At 64.3% G+C, this 20,219-nt stretch carries 19 protein-coding genes; 4 read left to right on the forward strand and 15 right to left on the reverse strand.

Annotated features, from left to right (window positions below; genetic code table 11):
* Window positions 1-191: 191 nt before the first annotated feature.
* Entirely contained in the window at window positions 192-659 is a 468-nt protein-coding gene (locus tag BJG93_RS11555) for an NINE protein (protein WP_027198412.1), read from the forward strand.
* Between the two features lie 33 nt (window positions 660-692).
* Here BJG93_RS11555 and BJG93_RS11560 read toward each other — a convergent pair whose 3' ends face one another.
* Window positions 693-1,868 (reverse strand): PA0069 family radical SAM protein, encoded by a 1,176-nt coding sequence (locus BJG93_RS11560; protein ID WP_407675277.1) that lies wholly within the window; start codon window positions 1,866-1,868, stop codon window positions 693-695.
* A gap of 119 nt (window positions 1,869-1,987) precedes the next feature.
* Entirely contained in the window at window positions 1,988-2,476 is a 489-nt protein-coding gene (locus tag BJG93_RS11565) for an Lrp/AsnC ligand binding domain-containing protein (protein ID WP_027198414.1), read from the reverse strand.
* Between the two features lie 180 nt (window positions 2,477-2,656).
* Between BJG93_RS11565 and BJG93_RS11570 the strand changes: the two genes are divergently transcribed.
* Window positions 2,657-3,943, forward strand: a complete 1,287-nt coding sequence (locus tag BJG93_RS11570) for a D-amino acid dehydrogenase (protein ID WP_027198415.1) — start codon at window positions 2,657-2,659, stop codon at window positions 3,941-3,943.
* A 136-nt stretch (window positions 3,944-4,079) separates the two neighbouring features.
* On the opposite strand, the gene BJG93_RS11575 is transcribed toward BJG93_RS11570, so the two are convergent.
* The 6 genes from BJG93_RS11575 to BJG93_RS11600 all read right to left on the reverse strand — a co-directional run bounded on the left by BJG93_RS11575 (window position 4,080) and on the right by BJG93_RS11600 (window position 10,439).
* The gene (locus BJG93_RS11575; RefSeq protein WP_027198416.1) at window positions 4,080-5,870 is read right to left on the reverse strand and encodes an acyl-CoA dehydrogenase; all 1,791 of its coding nucleotides are present in this window, start codon (window positions 5,868-5,870) and stop codon (window positions 4,080-4,082) included.
* A 98-nt stretch (window positions 5,871-5,968) separates the two neighbouring features.
* Window positions 5,969-6,916 (reverse strand): electron transfer flavoprotein subunit alpha/FixB family protein, encoded by a 948-nt coding sequence (locus tag BJG93_RS11580; RefSeq protein ID WP_027198417.1) that lies wholly within the window; start codon window positions 6,914-6,916, stop codon window positions 5,969-5,971.
* A 14-nt stretch (window positions 6,917-6,930) separates the two neighbouring features.
* On the reverse strand, window positions 6,931-7,680 hold the full coding sequence (locus tag BJG93_RS11585; RefSeq protein ID WP_027198418.1) for an electron transfer flavoprotein subunit beta/FixA family protein: 750 nt from the start codon (window positions 7,678-7,680) through the stop codon (window positions 6,931-6,933).
* Between the two features lie 236 nt (window positions 7,681-7,916).
* Window positions 7,917-8,714, reverse strand: coding sequence for a MetQ/NlpA family ABC transporter substrate-binding protein (locus BJG93_RS11590; RefSeq protein WP_027198420.1), 798 nt, complete (start codon window positions 8,712-8,714; stop codon window positions 7,917-7,919).
* Window positions 8,715-8,761: 47 nt separating this feature from the next.
* Window positions 8,762-9,415, reverse strand: coding sequence for a methionine ABC transporter permease (locus BJG93_RS11595; protein ID WP_027198421.1), 654 nt, complete (start codon window positions 9,413-9,415; stop codon window positions 8,762-8,764).
* Window positions 9,405-10,439: a methionine ABC transporter ATP-binding protein gene (locus BJG93_RS11600; RefSeq protein WP_027198422.1), complete on the reverse strand. Its 1,035-nt coding sequence runs from the start codon at window positions 10,437-10,439 to the stop codon at window positions 9,405-9,407. Before BJG93_RS11600 ends, BJG93_RS11595 begins: the two co-directional genes overlap by 11 nt.
* A 238-nt stretch (window positions 10,440-10,677) precedes the next feature.
* Between BJG93_RS11600 and BJG93_RS11605 the strand changes: the two genes are divergently transcribed.
* On the forward strand, window positions 10,678-11,583 hold the full coding sequence (locus BJG93_RS11605; protein ID WP_027198423.1) for an alpha/beta hydrolase: 906 nt from the start codon (window positions 10,678-10,680) through the stop codon (window positions 11,581-11,583).
* A 27-nt stretch (window positions 11,584-11,610) separates the two neighbouring features.
* Here BJG93_RS11605 and BJG93_RS11610 read toward each other — a convergent pair whose 3' ends face one another.
* Both BJG93_RS11610 and BJG93_RS11615 read right to left on the reverse strand, forming a co-directional pair.
* Complete coding sequence (locus BJG93_RS11610; RefSeq protein WP_027198424.1) at window positions 11,611-12,420, reverse strand: enoyl-CoA hydratase; 810 nt, start codon at window positions 12,418-12,420, stop codon at window positions 11,611-11,613.
* A gap of 79 nt (window positions 12,421-12,499) precedes the next feature.
* Window positions 12,500-13,423: a histone deacetylase family protein gene (locus BJG93_RS11615; protein ID WP_027198425.1), complete on the reverse strand. Its 924-nt coding sequence runs from the start codon at window positions 13,421-13,423 to the stop codon at window positions 12,500-12,502.
* Window positions 13,424-13,757: 334 nt separating this feature from the next.
* Here BJG93_RS11615 and mltB point away from each other — a divergent pair, with 334 nt between their 5' ends.
* Entirely contained in the window at window positions 13,758-14,936 is a 1,179-nt protein-coding gene (mltB, locus tag BJG93_RS11620; RefSeq protein ID WP_027198426.1) for a lytic murein transglycosylase B, read from the forward strand.
* A gap of 109 nt (window positions 14,937-15,045) precedes the next feature.
* Here the strand turns inward: mltB and cysM are convergent, their stop codons facing one another.
* The 5 genes from cysM to BJG93_RS11645 form a co-directional block, all read right to left on the reverse strand.
* Window positions 15,046-15,948, reverse strand: a complete 903-nt coding sequence (gene cysM, locus BJG93_RS11625; protein WP_027198427.1) for a cysteine synthase CysM — start codon at window positions 15,946-15,948, stop codon at window positions 15,046-15,048.
* Window positions 15,949-16,188: 240 nt separating this feature from the next.
* Window positions 16,189-16,563 carry a ComEA family DNA-binding protein gene (locus tag BJG93_RS11630; protein WP_027198428.1) on the reverse strand — a complete coding sequence of 125 codons (375 nt, stop codon included), beginning with the start codon at window positions 16,561-16,563 and terminating at the stop codon, window positions 16,189-16,191.
* Window positions 16,564-16,641: 78 nt separating this feature from the next.
* The gene (gene rfaD, locus BJG93_RS11635) at window positions 16,642-17,634 is read right to left on the reverse strand and encodes an ADP-glyceromanno-heptose 6-epimerase (RefSeq protein WP_027198429.1); all 993 of its coding nucleotides are present in this window, start codon (window positions 17,632-17,634) and stop codon (window positions 16,642-16,644) included.
* Between the two features lie 86 nt (window positions 17,635-17,720).
* Window positions 17,721-18,728, reverse strand: a complete 1,008-nt coding sequence (gene rfaE1 / locus BJG93_RS11640) for a D-glycero-beta-D-manno-heptose-7-phosphate kinase (protein WP_071336508.1) — start codon at window positions 18,726-18,728, stop codon at window positions 17,721-17,723.
* Entirely contained in the window at window positions 18,694-20,097 is a 1,404-nt protein-coding gene (locus BJG93_RS11645; RefSeq protein ID WP_027198430.1) for a UDP-glucose dehydrogenase family protein, read from the reverse strand. Before BJG93_RS11645 ends, rfaE1 begins: the two co-directional genes overlap by 35 nt.
* Window positions 20,098-20,219: the final 122 nt, after the last annotated feature.

Genomic DNA, 20,219 nt, shown 5'->3' on the forward strand with positions numbered 1-20,219 from the left:
GGATGCATGCGTATTCGGCTGACGTTCAGGCTTACTGTGAGCCAGGTCTGGCGCGTCCCGCCGCCCCCGCCTTCAGCCCGGGCGTCCGCCCTCCACGTGACCACGCGCCGGCCGCAGGCGTAGAATGCGCGTCGGTCCGCGCCCGCGGCGCGCCGCTCCTTTCGACTGCCTGTCACTCTGCCCACGCGTTCATGTCCACCGTCGCCTCGAGTTCCCCGCGCTTCAGATCCAAGACGCTCACCGCCGCGCTGGCGTTCCTGTTCGGCAGCCTCGGCGCCCACCGCTTCTATCTGTACGGCACACGAGACATCTACGGCTGGGCGCACCTGCTCGGCACGCTGATCGGCATTCCCGGCCTGATGCTGCTGATCGCGTCAGAGCGTGCGTCGATCCTCGGCTGGGTGCTCGCGTCGATTGGGGCGGTCTCGTTGTTTGCCGCGTTTCTGGCGGCGCTCGTCTACGGGCTGCGTCCGGATCAGAAATGGGATGCGCAATTCAACGCTCACACAGAACGCAAAAGCCGCTCGGGTTGGACGGTCGTTTTCGTCGTGATTTTTTCGCTGCTGATCGGTGCGTTTCTACTGATGACCAGTCTCGCGTTCGCCTTCCAGACCTACTTCGAAAGTCAGCTTGAAGCGGCCAGGTCGATTTCGCAGTAATTCCCCGTATCGGGACCAGCAGGCGTTCCAGCGCTAGAAAAGCCTAAGTTGCGGATTGTCGCGCGCCTGTGCGCTTGCCTGCTCGGGGCGTGGTGGCCCGATCCGGCGAAAGTGGGACATGTCGAGAATGCCGCGCTCGCGCCCGTTTAGCCCCAAGCGGCACACGGCCTTTTGAAAGCGCTGCCTGAGCAAATCCGCCCATAAGCCCTCCCCCTTCATGCGGGTCGAAAACGACGAGTCGTAATCCTTGCCGCCCCGCATGTCGCGCACACGGCTCATCACGCGCTCGGCCCGTTCCGGAAAATGAGCGCTCAGCCAATCCTTGAATAACGGCGCGACTTCCCACGGCAGCCGCAGCACGATATAGCTCGCATTGCTGGCGCCCGCTTGCGTGCAGGCTTCGAGCACGCGCTCCAGGTCCGGTTCGGTGACGAACGGGATCACCGGCGCGATGCTGACGCCGACCGGAATGCCCGCCTCGCTCAGCGTACGGATCGTTCGCAGCCGGCGCGACGGGGTGGCCGCGCGCGGCTCGAGCGTGCGTGCGATATCGGCGTCCAGCGTGGTGATGGTGATCGCCGCCATGAATTGCCCGCGCTCCGCCATCGGTGCGAGCAAGTCGATGTCGCGCTCGATCAGCGACGATTTGGTGATCGCCGCGAACGGATGGTTGCGCTCGCTGAGCACCTCTATCACCCGACGCGTAAGACGCAGGTCTCGCTCGGCCGGTTGCCATGCGTCGGTCGCGACGCCGAGTGCGATCGGCTCCGGTACGTAGGATTTCTTCGATAGGTCCCGCTCGAGCAGTTCCGGCGCGTTGATCTTCGCGTAGATGCGGCTTTCGAAATCAAGTCCGGGCGACAAGCCCAGATAGCTATGCGTGGGCCGCGCGAAGCAATAGATGCAGCCGTGCTCGCAGCCGCGATACGGATTGAGCGACACGTTGAACGGAATGTCCGGCGACGCATTGCGCGTGAGGATCGTTTTCGCGCGCTCCTCGAACACTTGCGTGCGCAGGACCTTCGGCTCACCGTCTTCGTCGGCTGTCTGCCAGCCGTCGTCGACGGCCTCGCGCTGGTCGACTTCGTAGCGGCCTTGCAGGTTCGTGACCGCGCCGCGCCCCTTGCGAGGCGCCGGCGGCGCGATCGGAAATTCGGGAATGTCAGAGGTGTCGGCGTCATCCACGGCGGGCCACGCAAGCAAAAGCATTGAGGAAGCGCTAAAAAGAAACTGCGTAAATACTGTACAAATATACAGTATTTACGCAGTTTGTCGAGCACTTGGTTTGCTCGCGTAATGCGCGGCTAGCCCGGTCAGCGGGCACGCAGTTACTCGCCCACTGCAATCGTCAGCGTTTCCTTGATTTCCTCCATCACCACGTAGCTCTTCGACTGCACCGCGCCCGGCAGCTGCAGCAGGATGTCGCCGAGCAATTTTCGGTAGTCGGCCATTTCGCCGATGCGCGCCTTGATCAAATAGTCGAAATCGCCCGACACCAGGTGACATTCGAGCACCTCGGGGATCTTCTGCACCTCGCGCCGGAACTGGTCGAACATATTGCCGCTCTTGTGATCGAGCGTTATCTCGACGAACACGAGCAACGCCGCGCCCAACTCGGCCGGGTTCACGCGTGCGTAGTAGCCGGTGATCACGCCGTCGCGCTCCATCCGCTTGACGCGCTCGATGCACGGCGTCACCGACAGTCCCACCCGCTCCGCCAGATCCTTCATCGCCATTCGGCCGTCCTGCTGCAGAAACCGCAGGATCTTGTGATCAAGCTTGTCGAGAGCCCGCACGGGCTGGCGCTGGGTCCGCATAGTCTTTTTTCTGAAAACGATGAAAATACGATAACAAAACCTGCCTCACTGCCAATAGTATAGCCGTTAACACTGGGCAAACGGCATTTCACCTTGCGTTGCAGCTCGTTGAATGGAGTCACATCGAATTCAGCGGCGAGCTCGCTGCCCTCACTCAATTTTCGAATACCTGGAGCAGCTATGCGAGTCGTCGTTTTGGGCAGTGGCGTCGTCGGCGTGACGAGTGCGTATTACCTCGCGCGCGCCGGTCACGAAGTGACCGTCATCGATCGCGAAGCTGGCCCAGCGCTGGAAACCAGCTTCGCCAACGCGGGCCAGATCTCGCCCGGCTATGCGTCGCCGTGGGCCGCGCCGGGCGTGCCTCTGAAGGCGCTCAAGTGGATGTTCCAGAAGCACGCGCCACTCGCGATCCGCCTCGACGGCACCGCGTTCCAGTTGCAATGGATGTGGCAGATGCTGCAGAACTGCACGGCGGCGCGCTATGCGGTCAACAAGGGCCGCATGGTGCGGCTCGCCGAATACAGCCGCGACTGCCTGCAGGCGCTGCGCGCCGACACAGGCATCCGGTACGAAGGCCGCACCGGCGGCACACTGCAGGTGTTCCGCACGCAGCAGCAGTTCGACGGCGCCGCGAAAGACATCGCCGTGCTCCAGGAAGCGAACGTGCCATACGAGCTGCTGACGGCCGACGAACTCGCGAGGGCCGAGCCGGCGCTCGGCGCGGTGTCGCACAAGCTGACCGGTGGGCTGCGCCTGCCCGGCGACGAAACCGGCGACTGCCAGATGTTCACGACGCGCCTCGCGGCGCTCGCCGAAGAGCTGGGCGTCAAGTTCCGCTATAACACGTCGGTCGACGCGCTCGCGATGGCGGGCGGCCGCGTCGCGGGCGTACAGTGCGGCGGCGAGCTGGTGCGCGCGGATTCGTTCGTGGTCGCGCTCGGTTCGTATTCGACGCGCTTCCTCGATGGCATCGTGAAGATCCCGGTCTATCCGCTAAAGGGCTATTCGATCACCGCACCGATCGTCAACGCGGCTGCCGCGCCGGTATCGACCGTGCTCGACGAGACCTACAAGATTGCGATCACGCGCTTCGACGACCGCATTCGCGTCGGCGGCATGGCGGAGATCGTCGGCTTCGACAAGTCGCTGCGCAACGCGCGCCGCGAGACGCTCGAGCTGTCTGTGAACGAGCTTTTCCCGGGCGGCGGCGACACGTCCAAGGCGACGTTCTGGACCGGTCTGCGGCCGATGACACCGGACGGCACGCCGATCGTCGGCCGCACGCCAGTGCCGAACCTGTTCCTGAACACCGGCCATGGCACGCTCGGCTGGACGATGTCGTGCGGCTCGGGTCAACTGCTCGCCGACCTGATGTCGGGCAAGCAGCCGGCGATTCGCGCGGACGATCTGTCGGTGCATCGCTATCTCGGCGAGACCACGGGCGAGCATCGGCCGGCTTATGCGTGAGTTCAAGCGCGTGCGCTGACGCGCCCTTGGCCGCAGCGCGGCCCGCAACAAACAGCTCCAAAAGCAAACGGCGCCTCACGAGGCGCCGTTTGCTTTTCAACGTGCTGCCGCGCTCGCGGCCGGCGTCAACACAGGTTCAGAACTGATCTTCCGACAAAGCCAGCATGCCCTCGCCTCCCTTCGCGCTGACGATCGCCACTTCGAGCGCCGCCGCTTGCGGCAGCACATGCTCGGCGTAAAACCGCGCGGTCGCAATCTTCGCGTCATGAAACGCGGGATCCTCGGCGTGCTTCGTCGCCGCGGCAAGCTGCGCACGCGCCATCTGCCAGCCGCCTAACACGATGCCCGCAAGCTTCAGATAGGGCACACTGCCCGCGAACACCGCATTCGGATCGCTCTTCGCATTCGCGACGACGAAATCGACGACTGCGCCGAGCGCGCGCTGCCCCTGCGCGAGTTGCGTCTTCATCGACGCGAACGCCGCGCCCTGCTCCACGCCAAGCGCTTCGACCGTTTCACCGATGCCGGCAAGCAGCTCCTTCGCGACCTTGCCGCCGTCGCGCAGCGTCTTGCGACCGATCAGGTCGTTGGCCTGAATCGCGGTCGTGCCTTCGTAGATCGGCAGAATGCGCGCGTCGCGGTAGTACTGCGCCGCGCCGGTTTCCTCGATGAAGCCCATGCCGCCATGCACCTGCACGCCGAGGCTCGTGACATCGATCGACAGTTCCGTGCTCCAGCCCTTGACGATCGGCACCAGGTATTCGTAGATCGCCTGATGCTTCGCGCGCGTCGCCCCGTCCGGATGACAATGCGCGACGTCGCAATGCGAGGCCGCGACGTATGCGAGCGCGCGCGACGCCTCGGTGAGGCTGCGCATCGTCGACAGCATGCGGCGCACATCCGGGTGCTGGATGATCGCCACGGACTGCTTCGCGGAGCCATCAACAGGGCGGCTCTGCACGCGCTCCTTCGCATACCCGAGCGCCTTCTGATACGCGCGATCCGAGATCGCGACACCTTGCATGCCGACCGCGAAACGCGCGGCGTTCATCATGATGAACATGTATTCGAGGCCGCGATTCTCTTCGCCGATCAGCTGACCGAGCGCGCCGCCGTGATCGCCGAACTGCAGCACCGCGGTCGGGCTCGCCTTGATGCCGAGCTTGTGCTCGATCGACACGCAATGCACGTCGTTGCGCTCCCCGAGCGAGCCATCCTCGTTGACGAGAAACTTCGGCACGAGAAACAGCGAAATGCCCTTCACGCCTTCGGGCGCGTTCAGTGTGCGCGCCAGTACGAGATGGACGATGTTCTTCGCCATGTCGTGCTCGCCCCACGTAATGAAAATCTTCGTGCCGAACAGCTTGAACGAACCATCGCCCTGGGGCTCGGCGCGCGTGCGCACGAGCGCGAGATCGGAGCCAGCCTGCGGCTCGGTCAGGTTCATCGTGCCCGTCCACTCGCCAGAGATCAGCTTCGGCACAAAGGTCTGTTTCTGCGTTTCGCTGCCGGCGGTCAATAGTGCTTCGATCGCGCCGTCGGTCAGCAAAGGACACAACGCGAACGACAAATTCGACGCATTGAGCATTTCGACGCACGGCGTCGCGATCAGCTTCGGCAGCCCCTGCCCCTCATAGTCGAGCGGATGCTGCACGCCCTGCCAGCCGCCCTCGGCGAACTGGCGGAACGCGTCCCTGAAACCGGGCGTCGCGGTGACGACGCCATCCTTCCAGCTGCTCGGATTGCGATCGCCGTCGACGTTCAGCGGTGCGAGGACTTCGCCGCATAGTTTCGCCGATTCGTCGAGCACGGCTTGCGCCGTGTCGAGGTTCGCGTCTTCGAAGCCGGGCAGCTTCGCGATGTCTTCGAGTCCGGCCAGTTCTTTCATCACGAACAGCATGTCCTTGATGGGCGCCGTATAGCTCATTTCGGTTCTCCTCCCTTGATATGAAAAAAGGGCGCGGGACTCGGTCGGTCCTGCGCCCTTCGCTTGCTGTCGACGACCTCTTTCAGTCGCCGCGGCGCTTAGCCGAGTTCGCTCACGAGTTCCGGCACGAGCGTGAACAGATCGCCAACGAGACCGTAATCCGCGACGCTGAAAATCGGCGCTTCTTCGTCCTTGTTGATCGCGACGATCACCTTCGAATCTTTCATGCCCGCGAGGTGCTGGATCGCACCCGAGATGCCCACCGCGACATACAGTTGCGGCGCGACGATCTTGCCCGTCTGGCCGACCTGATAGTCGTTCGGCACGAAGCCCGCATCGACGGCCGCGCGCGACGCGCCGAGCGCCGCGCCGAGCTTGTCCGCCAGCGGTTCCAGCACCTTCGTGTAGTTCTCGCCGCTGCCCAGACCCCGGCCACCCGACACGATGATCTTCGCACTCGTCAGTTCCGGACGGTCGAGCTTCGTCACTTCGCGGCTCACGAACTGCGAGATGCCTGCGTCGGCTGCCGCCTCGATCTTCTCGACCGCTGCGCTGCCGCCTTCCGCCGCCACTGCGTCGAAACCGGTGGTCCGCACCGTGATGACCTTGATCGGATCAGCCGATTGCACGATCGCGATCGCATTGCCTGCGTAGATCGGACGCTCGAACGTGTCGGCGCTATCCACTGCCGTGATGTCGCTGATCTGCGCGACGTCGAGCTTCGCGGCGATACGCGGCGCGATGTTCTTGCCGTAGGCGGTGGCCGGCGCGAGGATGTGCGTGTAGTGCTTCGCCGCATCCTGCACCAGCGTCAACACCGTCGCTTCGACGTTTTCCGCGAGGCCTTCGGCCAGTTGCAGCGCGTCGGCGAGCAGCACTTTACCGACGCCGGCGATTTTCGCGGCTGCGTCCGCTGCGGCCTGCGCGTTGTGACCTGCGACCAGCACGTGGATATCACCGCCAATCTTCTGTGCCGCCGCGATCGTGTTCAGCGTCGCGGCCTTGATCGACGCGTTGTCGTGTTCTGCTATTACCAGATTCGTCATTTGCCCTGTCTCCCTCACAGCACCTTGGCTTCGCTCTTCAGCTTCTCGACCAGCGTCTTCACGTCCGGCACCTTCACACCGGCGGCGCGCTTCGGCGGCTCGGCGACTTTCAGCGTCTTCAGACGCGGCGTGACATCGACGCCGAGCTCTTCGGGCCTGAGCGTTTCCAGCGGCTTTTTCTTCGCCTTCATGATGTTCGGCAGCGTCACGTAGCGCGGCTCGTTCAGGCGCAGATCGGTGGTGATCACAGCGGGCAGTTTCAGCGATAGCGTCTCGGCGCCGCCGTCCACTTCACGCGACACCGTTGCCTTGCCGTCTGCAACCACCACCTTCGACGCGAAGGTCGCCTGCGGCAGGTTCGCGAGCGCGGCGAGCATCTGACCCGTCTGGTTCGAATCGTCGTCGATCGCCTGCTTGCCGAGGATCACCAGCTGCGGCTGTTCCCTGTCGACCAGCGCCTTGAGCAACTTCGCGACCGCGAGCGGCTGCAGGTCTTCGTTCGACTCGATCAGGATCGCGCGGTCCGCGCCGATGGCGAGCGCGGTGCGCAGCGTTTCCTGCGCCTGCGTCACACCGGCCGACACGGCGATCACTTCGGTCGCCACGCCCGCTTCCTTCAGACGCACGGCTTCTTCCACCGCGATTTCGTCGAACGGGTTCATCGACATTTTCACGTTCGCGATGTCGACGCCCGTGCCGTCCGATTTCACGCGGACCTTCACGTTGTAGTCGACCACTCGCTTGACTGGCACCAGAATTTTCATGCACACGCTCCAAAGTTACGAATACGTCAACCCGACGAACATTATAGCGACTGCCCTGTCACAGCCGTGTCGCGGGCGCTTTGCTGGAGGATAACGCTCCTCAGCGGCGCTGACGGCATTATCGAACGATCGTTCTATTTTAAGCTCCAAAAAACCCGGCAGACAACCCCGGGTTCCGACTCGGACCTCTAATTTCGCATCGCCGTCGTGTTCCGCGAGGTTCGTGGGCCGTTAGCTCACCAGGAGGTGATCACCGAGCCGCCGAATTTGCTGTCGACGAACTGCTTCACTTCCGGCGAGTGGTACGCCCCGACGAGCTTCGCGACCCACGGCTTGTTCTTGTCCGTTGCGCGAATCGCGATCACGTTCACGTACGGGCCCTTCGGGTCTTCGATGGCGATGGCGTCCTGCTTCGGCTTGAGGCCCGCTTCCATCGCAAAGTTGGTATTGATCGCGGCGGCGTCGACGTCGCCCAACGAGCGCGGAATCTGCGCCGCGTCGAGTTCGACGATCTTCAGTTTCTTCGGGTTGTCGACGATATCGAGCGGCGTCGCCTTCAGGCCCGCATCGGCGCGCAGCTTCAGCAAGCCCTGCTTTTGCAGCAACAGAAGCGCGCGGCCGCCGTTGGTCGGATCGTTCGGCACCGCGATCTTCGCGCCGGGCTGCAGTTCGGCGAGCGACTTCACTTTCTTCGAATAGATACCCATCGGGTACGTGACCGTATCGGCGATGCGGATCAGCTTGTAGCCACGATCCTTCACCTGTGCCTGCAAGTACGGGTCGTGCTGGTAGCTGTTCGCGTCCAGATCGCCGCTCGCGAGCGCCGCGTTCGGCTGCACGTAATCGGAGAATTCGACGATCCTGATGTTCAGGCCGTTCTTCGCGGCGACCGTCTTCACGACGTCCATGATCTGCGCGTGCGGGCCGCCGGTGACGCCGACCTTGATCGTGTCGTCGGCATGCGCCGCGGTGGTGGCGAAGAGCGTTGCCGCGCCGAGCACGGCGGCCAGCTTGAGAATGAAGCGACGTTGCATGATGACCTTTTACGAATTTCCATTGGCGGGCTTCCGAACGCCCTTGTTTATTTGTGGCTCAACCGGCGCACGAGCCAATCCCCAAACGACTGCACGAGTTGCACGAACACGATCAAAATCAGCACGACCGCGAGCATCACTTCTGGCAGGAAGCGCTGATAGCCGTAGCGGATACCGAGATCGCCGAGACCGCCGCCGCCGATCGCGCCGGCCATCGCCGAATAGCCGACCAGCGACACGAAGGTGATCGTCAGACCGGCGACCACGCCCGGCAGCGATTCCGGCAGCAGCACCTTGAAGACGATCTGGCTGGTGGTCGCGCCCATCGCCTGGGCCGCCTCGATGAGCCCGCGATCGACCTCGCGCAGCGCCGTCTCGACCAGCCGCGCGATGAACGGCGCGGCGGCGATCGTCAGCGGCACGATCGCGGCCGCCGTGCCGATCGAGGAACCGACGACGAGCCGCGTAAACGGAATCACCGCGACCAGCAGGATGATGAACGGCGTCGAGCGCACCGCATTGACGATCACGCCCATCACCCGATTCACCGCGACGTTTTCGAGCACGCCCTGGCGGTCGGTCAGATACAGCAGCACGCCGAGCGGCACGCCAAGCACAGCGCCAATCAGTCCGGAGATGCCCACCATGATGAGCGTCTCCCAGAAGGACTGGACGAACATATCGAACATTTCACTCAACATGGGAGAGCTCCTCCACGACGACACCCTGCTCGCGCAGAAACGTGATCGCCTGCGCGACTTGGGCCGGATCGCCGCCCGCCAGAACCGCCAGCGAGCCGAACGCCTGCCCCTGGATTTCGTCGATCTGGCCGTGCAGGATGTTGAAGTCGAGCTCGTAGCGGCGAATCGTCTCCGACAGGATCGGCTGATCGACGCCCGAACCGGTGAACGCGAGGCGCAGCAGATGGCCGCTGCCGGTCTTCAGCCGCTGCGCGACGCGCGCCTTCATGGCGGGCGGCAGTTCCTGCGCGATCACGTCGCCGATCAGCGCGCGCGTGACTTCGTGGCGCGGCTGCAGGAACACGTCGATCACCTTGCCCTCTTCGACGACGCGGCCCGCGTCGAGCACCGCGACGCGATCGCAGACCTGCTTGATCACGTCCATCTGGTGCGTGATCAGCACGATCGTCAAATTCAATTCGCGGTTGATGCGCTTGAGCAGATCGAGGATCGCGCGCGTGGTTTCGGGGTCGAGCGCGGAGGTCGCCTCGTCCGACAGCAACACCTTCGGCTTGCTCGCGAGCGCACGCGCGATGCCCACGCGCTGCTTCTGCCCGCCGCTGATCTGCGCGGGATAGCGGTCCTTTTGCGCCGACAGACCGACAAGGTCGAGCAGCGGCAGCACGTTCGCCTCGATTTCGTCGCGCTTCATGCCGGCCAGCTCGAGCGGCAGCGCGACGTTCTCGTACACGGTGCGCGACGACAACAGATTGAAGTGCTGGAAGATCATGCCGATCTCGCGACGTGCGTCGCGCAGTTGCGCGGCCGGCAACGTCGTCAAATCGCGGCCGTTGATGACGATGTTGCCCTCGGATGGGCGCGTCAGCAGATTGATCGTGCGCACGAGCGTGCTCTTGCCCGCGCCGCTGCGGCCGATGATGCCGAACACCTCACCCGCCGGAATCGTCAGATTGACGTTGTGCAGCGCCTCGACCCAGCCCCGGGGCCCGGCGAACCGCTGGGAAACATTGCGTATTTCGATCATGGACAAACGAAAACGGCGGAGGCTGCCGGCGAGCATGTGCTCCCGACAAGCGGCCGCCGTTTATTTAATTGGGATTTGAGGGCGCCATTCTACCGCAGGGCCGACATACGCTTTAATAATCGATTTCGATCTTTTCATAACTGGAGGGCATTAGAGCGGTACCTTTTCTTTCGGGCACGCGGGCCTCGCGCTACTGCGGCTATGATCGGGCCATCCTTGTTCAACGCAGGCCGCCGCCATGCAGACTTCGCCGAGCCACACCGTGCGCGCGAGCGCCGCCGGTCTCAGTAAGGACGCGCCGCAGCGCGCGTCGGTCATGTCCGGCGACGGCATCGCGTTACCGCTATACCGCTGGCGGCCGCGCGGGCCGATACGCGCGACGGTCGCGCTGCTGCACGGCCTCGCCGAGCACGCCGGCCGATACGCCGCGGTCGCAAGCCGGCTCAACGCGTCGGGCATCGAGCTGGTCGCGATCGATCTGCGCGGCCACGGCCACGCGCCCGGTAAACGCGCCTACGTGAAACGCTTCGACGACTACCTGCTCGATGCGCAGGCACTGCTCGACGCCGCCGCGCAAAGCTGTGCGCCGTTATTCCTGATGGGTCAAAGCATGGGTGGGGCGGTGGCGGCGCTGTATGCAATCGAGCGCCTCGACGCGAGTGGCCGGCGCCTCAGTGGGCTGATCCTGTCGAGCCCCGCCCTCGCGCCGGGACGCGACATGCCCAAGTGGATGCTCGCCCTGAGCCAGGTGATCAGCCGGGTCTACCCCGGGTTCCCGGCGATGAAGATCGACCCCGCGCTGCTCTCGCGCCTTCAGCCGGTGGTCAATGCCAACCGCAACGATCCGCTTGTGCATCACGGCGCGATTCCGGCGCGCACGGGCGCCGAGCTGCTGCGCGCGATGGCACGCATCGAACGCGGTCGCGCCGAACTGCGCATGCCGCTGCTGGTGTTTCATGGCACCGACGACAAACTGACCGAGCCCGACGGCAGTCGAGCGTTCGGCGAGCACGCTGGCTCGCCCGACAAGACGCTCACGCTGCATCAGGGCAGCTACCACGAGACGATGAACGACCTCGATCGCGATCGGGCGATCGAGGCGTTGGTCGAGTGGATCGAAAAGCGCGCGGTGGGACGGAGTTGAGGGAGGTGCAGCGCAGGCAGCCGTCGACTATCGCTTCCACTGCGGCGCGCGTTTGTCGATGAAAGCCTGCACGCCTTCGAGTGCCGATTCGTCCATCATGTTGCACGCCATCGTCTGCCCGGCCAGTTGGTACGCGGCTTCGATGCCCATTTCGAGCTGCCGGTAGAACAGGCTCTTGCCCGCGCTGACCGCTTCGACCGGCTTCGCGCAGATGCTCGCGGCAAGCCGCGCGACTTCGTCGTCGAGCGCATCGGCTGGGGCGACGCGGTTCACGAGTCCCTGTTTGCGCGCTTCGGCGGCGTCGATGAAATCGCCGGTCAGCAGCATGTCGAGCGCGGCTTTGCGCGACAGGTTGCGCGACAGCGGCACCGACGGCGTCGCGCAGAACAATCCGAGGCTCACGCCCGACACAGCGAAGCGCGCTGTGTCAGCGGCGACCGCGAGATCGCACATCGCGACAAGCTGGCAGCCGGCCGCCGTCGCGATGCCCTGCACGCGCGCGATCACTGGCTGCGGCATGCGCTGGATCGTCATCATCAGCTTCGTGCAGCGCGCGAACAGCTGCTGGTAGTACGCGAGCGACGGCGCCGCGCGCATTTCCTTCAGGTCGTGCCCCGCGCAGAACGCGCGGCCCGCGCCGGCGATCACGACCACGCGGGCATCGGTCTTCGCGATCTCGGTCAGCGTCTGCTGCAGTTCGTCGAGCAGCGCTTCGGACAGCGCGTTGAACGCATCGGGCCGGTTCATCGTCACGCGCACGACGCCCGCCGCGCGATACGCGTCGTGCTCGATCGTGACCAGCGTTGCGTCGCCGGTGTTGGCGGGGCTGGCGTTCATGATTCGCTCCTCGGTGCGTGAATGTGGGTCTTCGCTCGCTGGCTTGCGAGCCGCTGGCGCCGCGCGTCGGTTGGCGAACTCAGATCTCCGCCAGCGACCGCACGTGCGCGACCACGCTGCGTCCGAGCGCCGACAGGTTGTAGCCGCCCTCGAGACAACTGACGATGCGCCCGCGGGCGTAGCGCCGCGCGATGTCGCGCATCTGGTCGGTGATCCACGCGTAATCGTCTTCGACGAGGCCCATGTTGCCGAGGTCATCCTCGCGGTGCGCGTCGAAGCCGGCGGAGATGAACAGCATTTCCGGCCTGAACTCGTGCAGGCGCGGCAACCACAGCATGTCGACCGCTTCGCGCACGGCCATGCCGTTCGAGCGCGCCGGCATCGGCACGTTGCACATGTTGGACGCCTGGTTGTCGGCGCCGGTAAACGGATAGAACGGGTGCTGGAAGATGCTGCACATCAGCACGCGCGGGTCGCCCGAGAACGCGGCCTCGGTGCCGTTGCCGTGATGCACGTCGAAATCGATGATGGCGACGCGCGCGAGGCCATGCACGTCGAGCGCATGGCGCGCGGCGACCGCGACGTTGTTGAAAAAGCAGAAGCCCATCGCGCGCGCCGGCTCGGCGTGATGGCCCGGTGGCCGTACGCTGCAGAACGCGTTGTCATAACGGCCTTCGATCACCGCGTCGGTGGCGGCGACTGCCGCGCCCGCCGCGCGCAACGCGGCCTGCCACGTGTGCGGGTTCATCGACGTGTCGGGATCGATTTCGGCGACGCCCTCGACGGGCGCGCGGCCACGGATGTAGTCGACGTGCGCCTGCGTGTGCACGCGCAGCAGCGCGGCCTCGTCGACGAGCGGCGGCGACTCGCGCTCGATCAGCGCGTCGATGCGGCTCGCGATCAGCTGATCTTCGATCGCCTGCAGGCGCGCGGGACACTCGGGATGCCACTGTCCCATGTCATGCAGCAGACAGTCGGGATGGGAATAGAAGCCTGTTGCCATAGTTTGTGTTGTGCGTGTTTTCTACGGCGCGGCGCATGGACTGCGCGCGCGGCGTGTCTCCGTCGAGCGGCGCACGCTCGCGCGCGCCAATATTCGTCAAGTTACCACAGGGCGCCGCTGTCGCTCATTCGGCACTGTTTTGCACAAGCCGTCGGGTATACTTCCCCGACCCATTACTCGCCGTTTCATTCCTGCCGCTTTCCGCCTGCTCCCAGCCTTTCACGCATCGCGCTCACTGCTCACCATGACCGTCAAGCTTGCTCTGTCCGCACGATCCCCACGCAACCGGCTTCGCCTCCGCATCTTCGCCGCTTCACTGACCGTCGCATCGTGCATGTTCGTCGCAGCAAGTCACGCGAGCGCGCAAAGCGCCAGGAAGAAAGCCCCGGTGCTGGTCGCGCAGAGCCAGCCGCAGCAGCCGGTACCACAAGGGCAAACGTTCGAGGAAGAGATCATTCCGCAGCGCTACGCGCACAACGCGAACGTCGATGCGTTCATCAACGAGATGGTGGCGCGCTACGATTTCGACGAAGCGGCGCTGCACGCGTTGTTCGCTAGCGTCAGCTATTCGGCGACCGCAGTAAAGCTCGTCACCCCGTCGCCGACGCCTTCGATCAAGAACTGGCGCTCGTATCAGGCGCGCTTCCTTGACCCGGTGCGTGTCAACGCCGGCGTGCAGTTCTGGCGCGAGAACCGGGCCACGCTGCAGCGCGCGTATCAGGAGTTCGGCGTGCCGCCGGAGACGATCGTCGGCATCATCGGCGTCGAGACGATCTACGGTCGCTACATGGGCAACTTCCGCGTGCTCGATGCGCTGACCACGCTCAGCTTCGATTACCCGAACACCGCGAATCGCGCGGACCGCCAGGCAACCTTCCGCAAGAATCTCGAAGACTATCTGGTGTGGACGCGCGACGCGCAGATCGACCCGAACACGGTGCTCGGCTCGTACACGGGCGCGATCGGCATTCCGCAGTTCCTGCCGAGCAGCATCGTCCAGTACGCGGTCGACTACGAGGGCAACAAGCGCGTCGACCTGCGCACGAGCGATGCCGATGCGATCGGCAGCGTCGCGAACTATCTGCGTCAGAATGGCTGGGAAAGCGGCCGGCCGGTGGTGTGGGGAATCGGCTCGGACGCGGGCAGCCTGGGTGTCGCACAGGCGGCCGCCAATGGTCAGCCGGAGCCGCACTGGCCGCTCGACCAGTTGCTGCGCGCCGGGCTCGTGCTGAACGAGCCGAACGTCGATATCGCTTCCGAAGCGGGCACGCCGGTCACGGTGGTCGATCTGCCGACGCCGGGGCGTGGCACCGAGTTCGTACTAGGCTTGAAGAACTTCTACGTACTCACGCGCTACAACCGTAGCTTCTTCTATGCGCTCGCGGTGTATCAGCTGGGCCAGAAGGTCAAGGCGCAGATGGAAGCGATCGACACGGCGAATGCCGCGAAGGCGGCCAACAACGGCAGCGCGCCGCAAGGTCAGCCGGATCAGTCGAACCCTGATTCGCAGTGAGTCGCGCCGCGAGTCGCCATGCGCGTCTCGGTGAAAGGACGTAAAAAAGCGCCGGCTCGACCGGCGCTTTTCATTGGCTCGCACGCCCGCGAAGGCCCCAGCCAACCGCTTACGCGGGAAACACCCCGGTGGACAGATAGCGGTCGCCGCGGTCGCAGACGATGAACACGATGGTCGCGTTCTCGACCTGATGCGCGATGCGCAGCGCCACTTCGCACGCGCCGCCCGACGAAATGCCCGCGAAGATACCTTCGACCGACGCCAGGCGGCGAGCCATCGCCTCGGCCGCGGATTGACCGACGTTCTCCACGCGGTCGACGCGGCTGCGGTCGAAAATCTTCGGCAGATATGCTTCCGGCCATTTGCGAATGCCCGGAATGCGCGAGCCCTCTTCGGGCTGCGCACCGATGATTTCTATCTGCTGGTTCTGCGTTTTGAGATACGTGGACACGCCCATGATCGTGCCGGTCGTGCCCATCGACGACACGAAGTGTGTGATGCGCCCTTCCGTGTCACGCCAGATTTCCGGGCCTGTGCCCTCGATATGCGAGGCCGGATTGTCCGGGTTCGCGAACTGATCGAGGATGATGCCCTTGCCTTCGCGCTGCATCTGCTCGGCCAGATCGCGCGCGTACTCCATGCCGCCTTTGACCGGCGTCAGAACGATTTGCGCGCCGTAGGCGGCCATGCTCTGACGGCGCTCGACCGACAGATCTTCCGGCATGATCAGCACCATCTTGTAGCCACGGACCGCTGCGGCCATCGCAAGCGCGATACCGGTGTTGCCGCTCGTCGATTCGATCAGCGTGTCGCCCGGCTTGATGCGTCCGCGCGCTTCCGCCTTCTTGATCATCGACAACGCCGGGCGGTCCTTCACGGAGCCCGCCGGATTGTTGCCCTCGAGCTTCGCAAGGATCACATTGTTGCGGCTGCGGATCTCGTCGTCGGGAAGCCGGACGAGTTGTACGAGCGGCGTATTGCCGATCGTGTCTTCAATCGTTTTGTATGCCATATGGGGTCTAGCGATCGATGCGCGAAAGAGGGTCTTTAATGCATCGATTCTAAACCACGATGTCCGACGTTGCCCTGCAGCCCTGGTGCGCGCATGGATGCATGCGGGTTGCTACGCAAAAAAACGCCCGCGGCTTCGAGCCGCGGGCAATCGTGTGTATCAATCGAAGGAACGGACCTTCGCGAACCTCGCGCATTGCAAACCGCACGTCAGCATGGCATGCACAAGGCCCGCGACCGCTTACTTCTTCACCGCCACGGCGGCAGCGCCCTTCTGCGCGGCGCCCGCAGCGGCCGTAGCGGCCGGCTCCTTACCCGTTGCAGCTGCCGCAACCTGCGTGCTAGCAGCCGCGCCAGCCGGTCCGATAGCGAGACCCTCCGCCTGCAGGCGCTCGATGGTGTGGCCACCCATGCCCTTGACGCGCTTGCCGAGATCGGCCGCGTCCTTGAATGGGCCGTGCGCATTGCGTTCGTCGAGAATCGCTTTGGCTTTGGAAGGACCGATGCCCTTGATGCCGCGCAGCGCGTCTTCGTTAGCCGTGTTGACGTCGACCGCCGCATAGGCGTGGCCGAAAGCGGCAAGCATCGCCGCGGTAACCAGTACTTTTCGAAACATATTGGAATCTCCCTGTTGCCACTGCCCGGCGACCATCACCGGCCAGGAGATTCCAGTTTAAAGAGGATGCCGTACAAATTACACCTGGCCGAACAGCCAGCGCACGTAACGATCGACACCTTCCTGCACGCTCAGAAACGGCGCGTCGTAGCCGGCCGCGCGCAGCTTCGACTGATCGGCCTGGGTGAAGCACTGATACTTGCCGCGCAGCGCGTCGGGGAACGGAATATAGTCGATGAGCCCGCGTTGCACCTGATCCGCGAGCGACAGCGCCGGCTCGTTGTTCAGCGCGCGCAGCGTGTTGACCACGGTGCTCGCGATGTCGTTGAACGGCTGCGCGCGGCCGGTGCCGAGATTGAAAATGCCCGACTTCTCCGGATGATCGAAGAAGAACAGGTTGACCTTGACGACGTCTTCGACCGAGATGAAATCGCGCGTCTGCTCACCGGCCGCATAACCGTTGTATTCGCCGAACAGTTTGACCTTGCCCTCGGCGCGGAACTGGTTGAAGTTGTGAAACGCGACCGACGCCATGCGCGCCTTATGCGTTTCGCGCGGACCGTACACATTGAAATAACGAAAGCCCGCTATCTGGCTTTTCGCGGTGGGCAGCACGCGGCGGATCACCTGGTCGAACAGGAACTTGGAATAGCCGTATACGTTGAGCGGCTGTTCGACCTCGCGCTCCTCGACGAAGCGGCTCGAGCCGCCATACGTCGCTGCCGACGACGCGTACAGAAACTGGATGTTCTGCGCGAGGCAGACGTCGAGCACGTCGCGGCTATAGCGATAGTTGTTGTCCATCATGTAGCGGCCGTCGGTTTCCATCGTGTCCGAGCAGGCGCCTTCATGGAAGATCGCGCGCACCTTGCCGAAGTCGCCGCGCCGGAAGCGCTCGACGAATTCGGTTTTGTCGAGATAGTCGTCGATTTCGCAGTCGACCAGATTCCTGAACTTGTCCGCGCGCGTCAGGTTATCGACGGCGACGATGCGTTGTTCGCCGCGCTCGTTGAGCGCCTTGACGAGATTGCTGCCGATAAAACCGGCCGCGCCGGTGACGATTACGGTCATGATGATCCTGCGATAGTGAGCTTCGTTCGGTCAACACCGCGCGGGGTGCACTGGCCCGTCAGGACGACGGGGCCCCGCGGGCTGCATCAGGAAAAGAGTTCGTCGTAGTCGACGGTGGCGGTGCCGAGTTTGCCGACCACGATGCCGGCCGCGCGATTCGCGAGCCCGACGGCGTCGACCAACGAAAGACCCGCGCCGAGCATCGCGGCGAGCGTCGCGATCACGGTGTCGCCGGCGCCCGAGACATCATACACTTCGCGCGCAACGGCCGACGCGTGGAGGATGCCGTCGTCTGAGAAGAGCGTCATGCCCTCCTCCGAGCGCGTGAGCAGCAACGCCTTGAACTGAAGTTCGGCGCGCAGCTTCGTGACGCGAGCGATCAAATCTTCCTCGGACTTCCATTGTCCGACGACCTCGCGCAATTCCGCGCGATTCGGCGTGATCAGCGTCGCGCCGCGATAGCGCTCCCAGTCGTCGCCCTTCGGATCGACGAGCACCGGTTTGCCGGCCGCATGCGCCTTCGCGATCATTTGCGTCACGTGCGTGAGGCCGCCCTTCGCGTAGTCGGACATCAGGATCACGTCGTATGTCGGCAGCAGTTCGTCGAAACGCGCGAGGCCCGCGAGCAGCACCTCATGTGCCGGCGAGTTTTCAAAGTCGACGCGCAGCAACTGTTGCTGACGCGACAGCACGCGCAGCTTGATCGTCGTCAGCAAAGCCGGATCGCGTTCGAGATGCGGCGTCACGCCGCTTTCGCCGAGCAGCTGCACGATGCGCTCGCCGGGCTCGTCATGACCGACCACGCACAAAAGCCCCGCCTGGGCGCTGAGCGCGACCGCGTTGCGCGCGACGTTCGCCGCGCCGCCCAGCCGATCTTCCTGGCGCTGCACGTGCACGACCGGCACGGGCGCCTCAGGAGAGATGCGGTTCACGTCGCCGAACCAGTAACGGTCGAGCATCACGTCGCCGACCACCAGCACGCGCGCTGCGTTGAGCTGCGCGCGCGGCACGATCGGGAGCTTCTGCGCCGCCGCGGACGCAGGCGCCGCGGGCATGGACTCAGGCATCGGCCGGAAGTTCAGAGGGTTGGGCATAGGGGCGTCCAATGGCGTGGTAGTCGATACCGAGCTCGGTCATCGCGTCCAGTTCGTACAGATTGCGGCCGTCGAAAATCAGCGGTGTCTTCAGCACCGATTTCAGATGCACGAAATCAGGACTCTTGAACTCTTTCCATTCGGTCACGATCACGAGCGCGTCGGCGCCGATCAGTGTTTCGTCCTGGGTGCTCGCAAACGTGAGGCGCTCGAGCTGCTCGGGCGCCGCCTCGAGATCCATCGCGAATACGCGACGCGCCTCGGTCACGGCGACTGGATCGTACGCGCGCACGTTTGCGCCGCGCGCGAGCAACTCGCCGATCACGCGACGGCTCGGCGCCTCGCGCATGTCGTCGGTATTCGGCTTGAACGCGAGACCCCACACCGCGAACGCACGGCCCCTCAGATCCTCGCCGAGCTTCGCGGTGACCTTGTTCACGAGCACGTCCTTCTGCCGGCCGTTCACCTCCTCGACCGCCTCAAGAATGCGCAGGTTATGGCCGCTTTCACTCGCGGTGCGGATCAACGCCTGCACGTCCTTCGGGAAGCACGAGCCGCCATAGCCGCAGCCCGCATACAGGAAGTGATAGCCGATGCGCGGATCGGAACCGATGCCGCGACGCACCGCTTCGATGTCGGCGCCGACCTTATCGGCGAGATTCGACATCTCGTTCATGAACGAGATGCGCGTCGCGAGCATCGCGTTTGCCGCGTACTTCGTGAATTCGGCCGAGCGTACGTCCATGTACAGTGTGCGCTCGTGATTGCGGTTGAAGGGCGCATACAGACGCTTCATCATTTCGCGCGCGCGCACCCCCGGTTCGTCTTCGTCGATGCCGATCACGATGCGATCGGGGCGCATGAAGTCGTCGACGGCCGCGCCTTCCTTCAGGAACTCGGGGTTCGACACGACCGAGAAGCGATGCTGCGCGCTGCCGGCGAGCCCGCGCTTGGCCAGTTCTTCGTCGATCACCGCGCGCACGCGCTGCGCGGTGCCGACCGGCACCGTCGATTTGTCGACGATCACCTTGAAACCGTTCATCGTACGGCCGATGTTGCGCGCGGCCTCGAGCACGTATTGCAGGTCGGCGGAGCCGTCTTCGTCGGGCGGCGTGCCGACCGCGATGAACTGCACGTCGCCGTGCGCGACGCTCGCCGCAACATCGGTTGAGAACGTAATGCGGCCGGCCGCGCGCGTGCGGGCGATCATCTCCTGCAAGCCCGGTTCGTGAATCGGCACACCGCCTTTGTTGAGGATGTCGATCTTGCGCTGATCGACGTCGAGACAGAAGACGTCGTTGCCGATTTCAGCGAGACACGCGCCGGTGACAAGGCCCACATAGCCGGTGCCGATAATGGTGATTTTCATACGCTTTCCGGTTGAAGGTTCCGGTGATGAATGCCGGTTATGAGACCGGCGATAAATTCGTTGCGAAGGTCACGGGTGGTCGCGCGGCAATCAGGGCCGACGCGGCCAACGCGGCCCGTGCG

The organism is Paraburkholderia sprentiae WSM5005 (assembly GCF_001865575.2).
Classification (GTDB): Bacteria; Pseudomonadota; Gammaproteobacteria; order Burkholderiales; family Burkholderiaceae; genus Paraburkholderia; species Paraburkholderia sprentiae.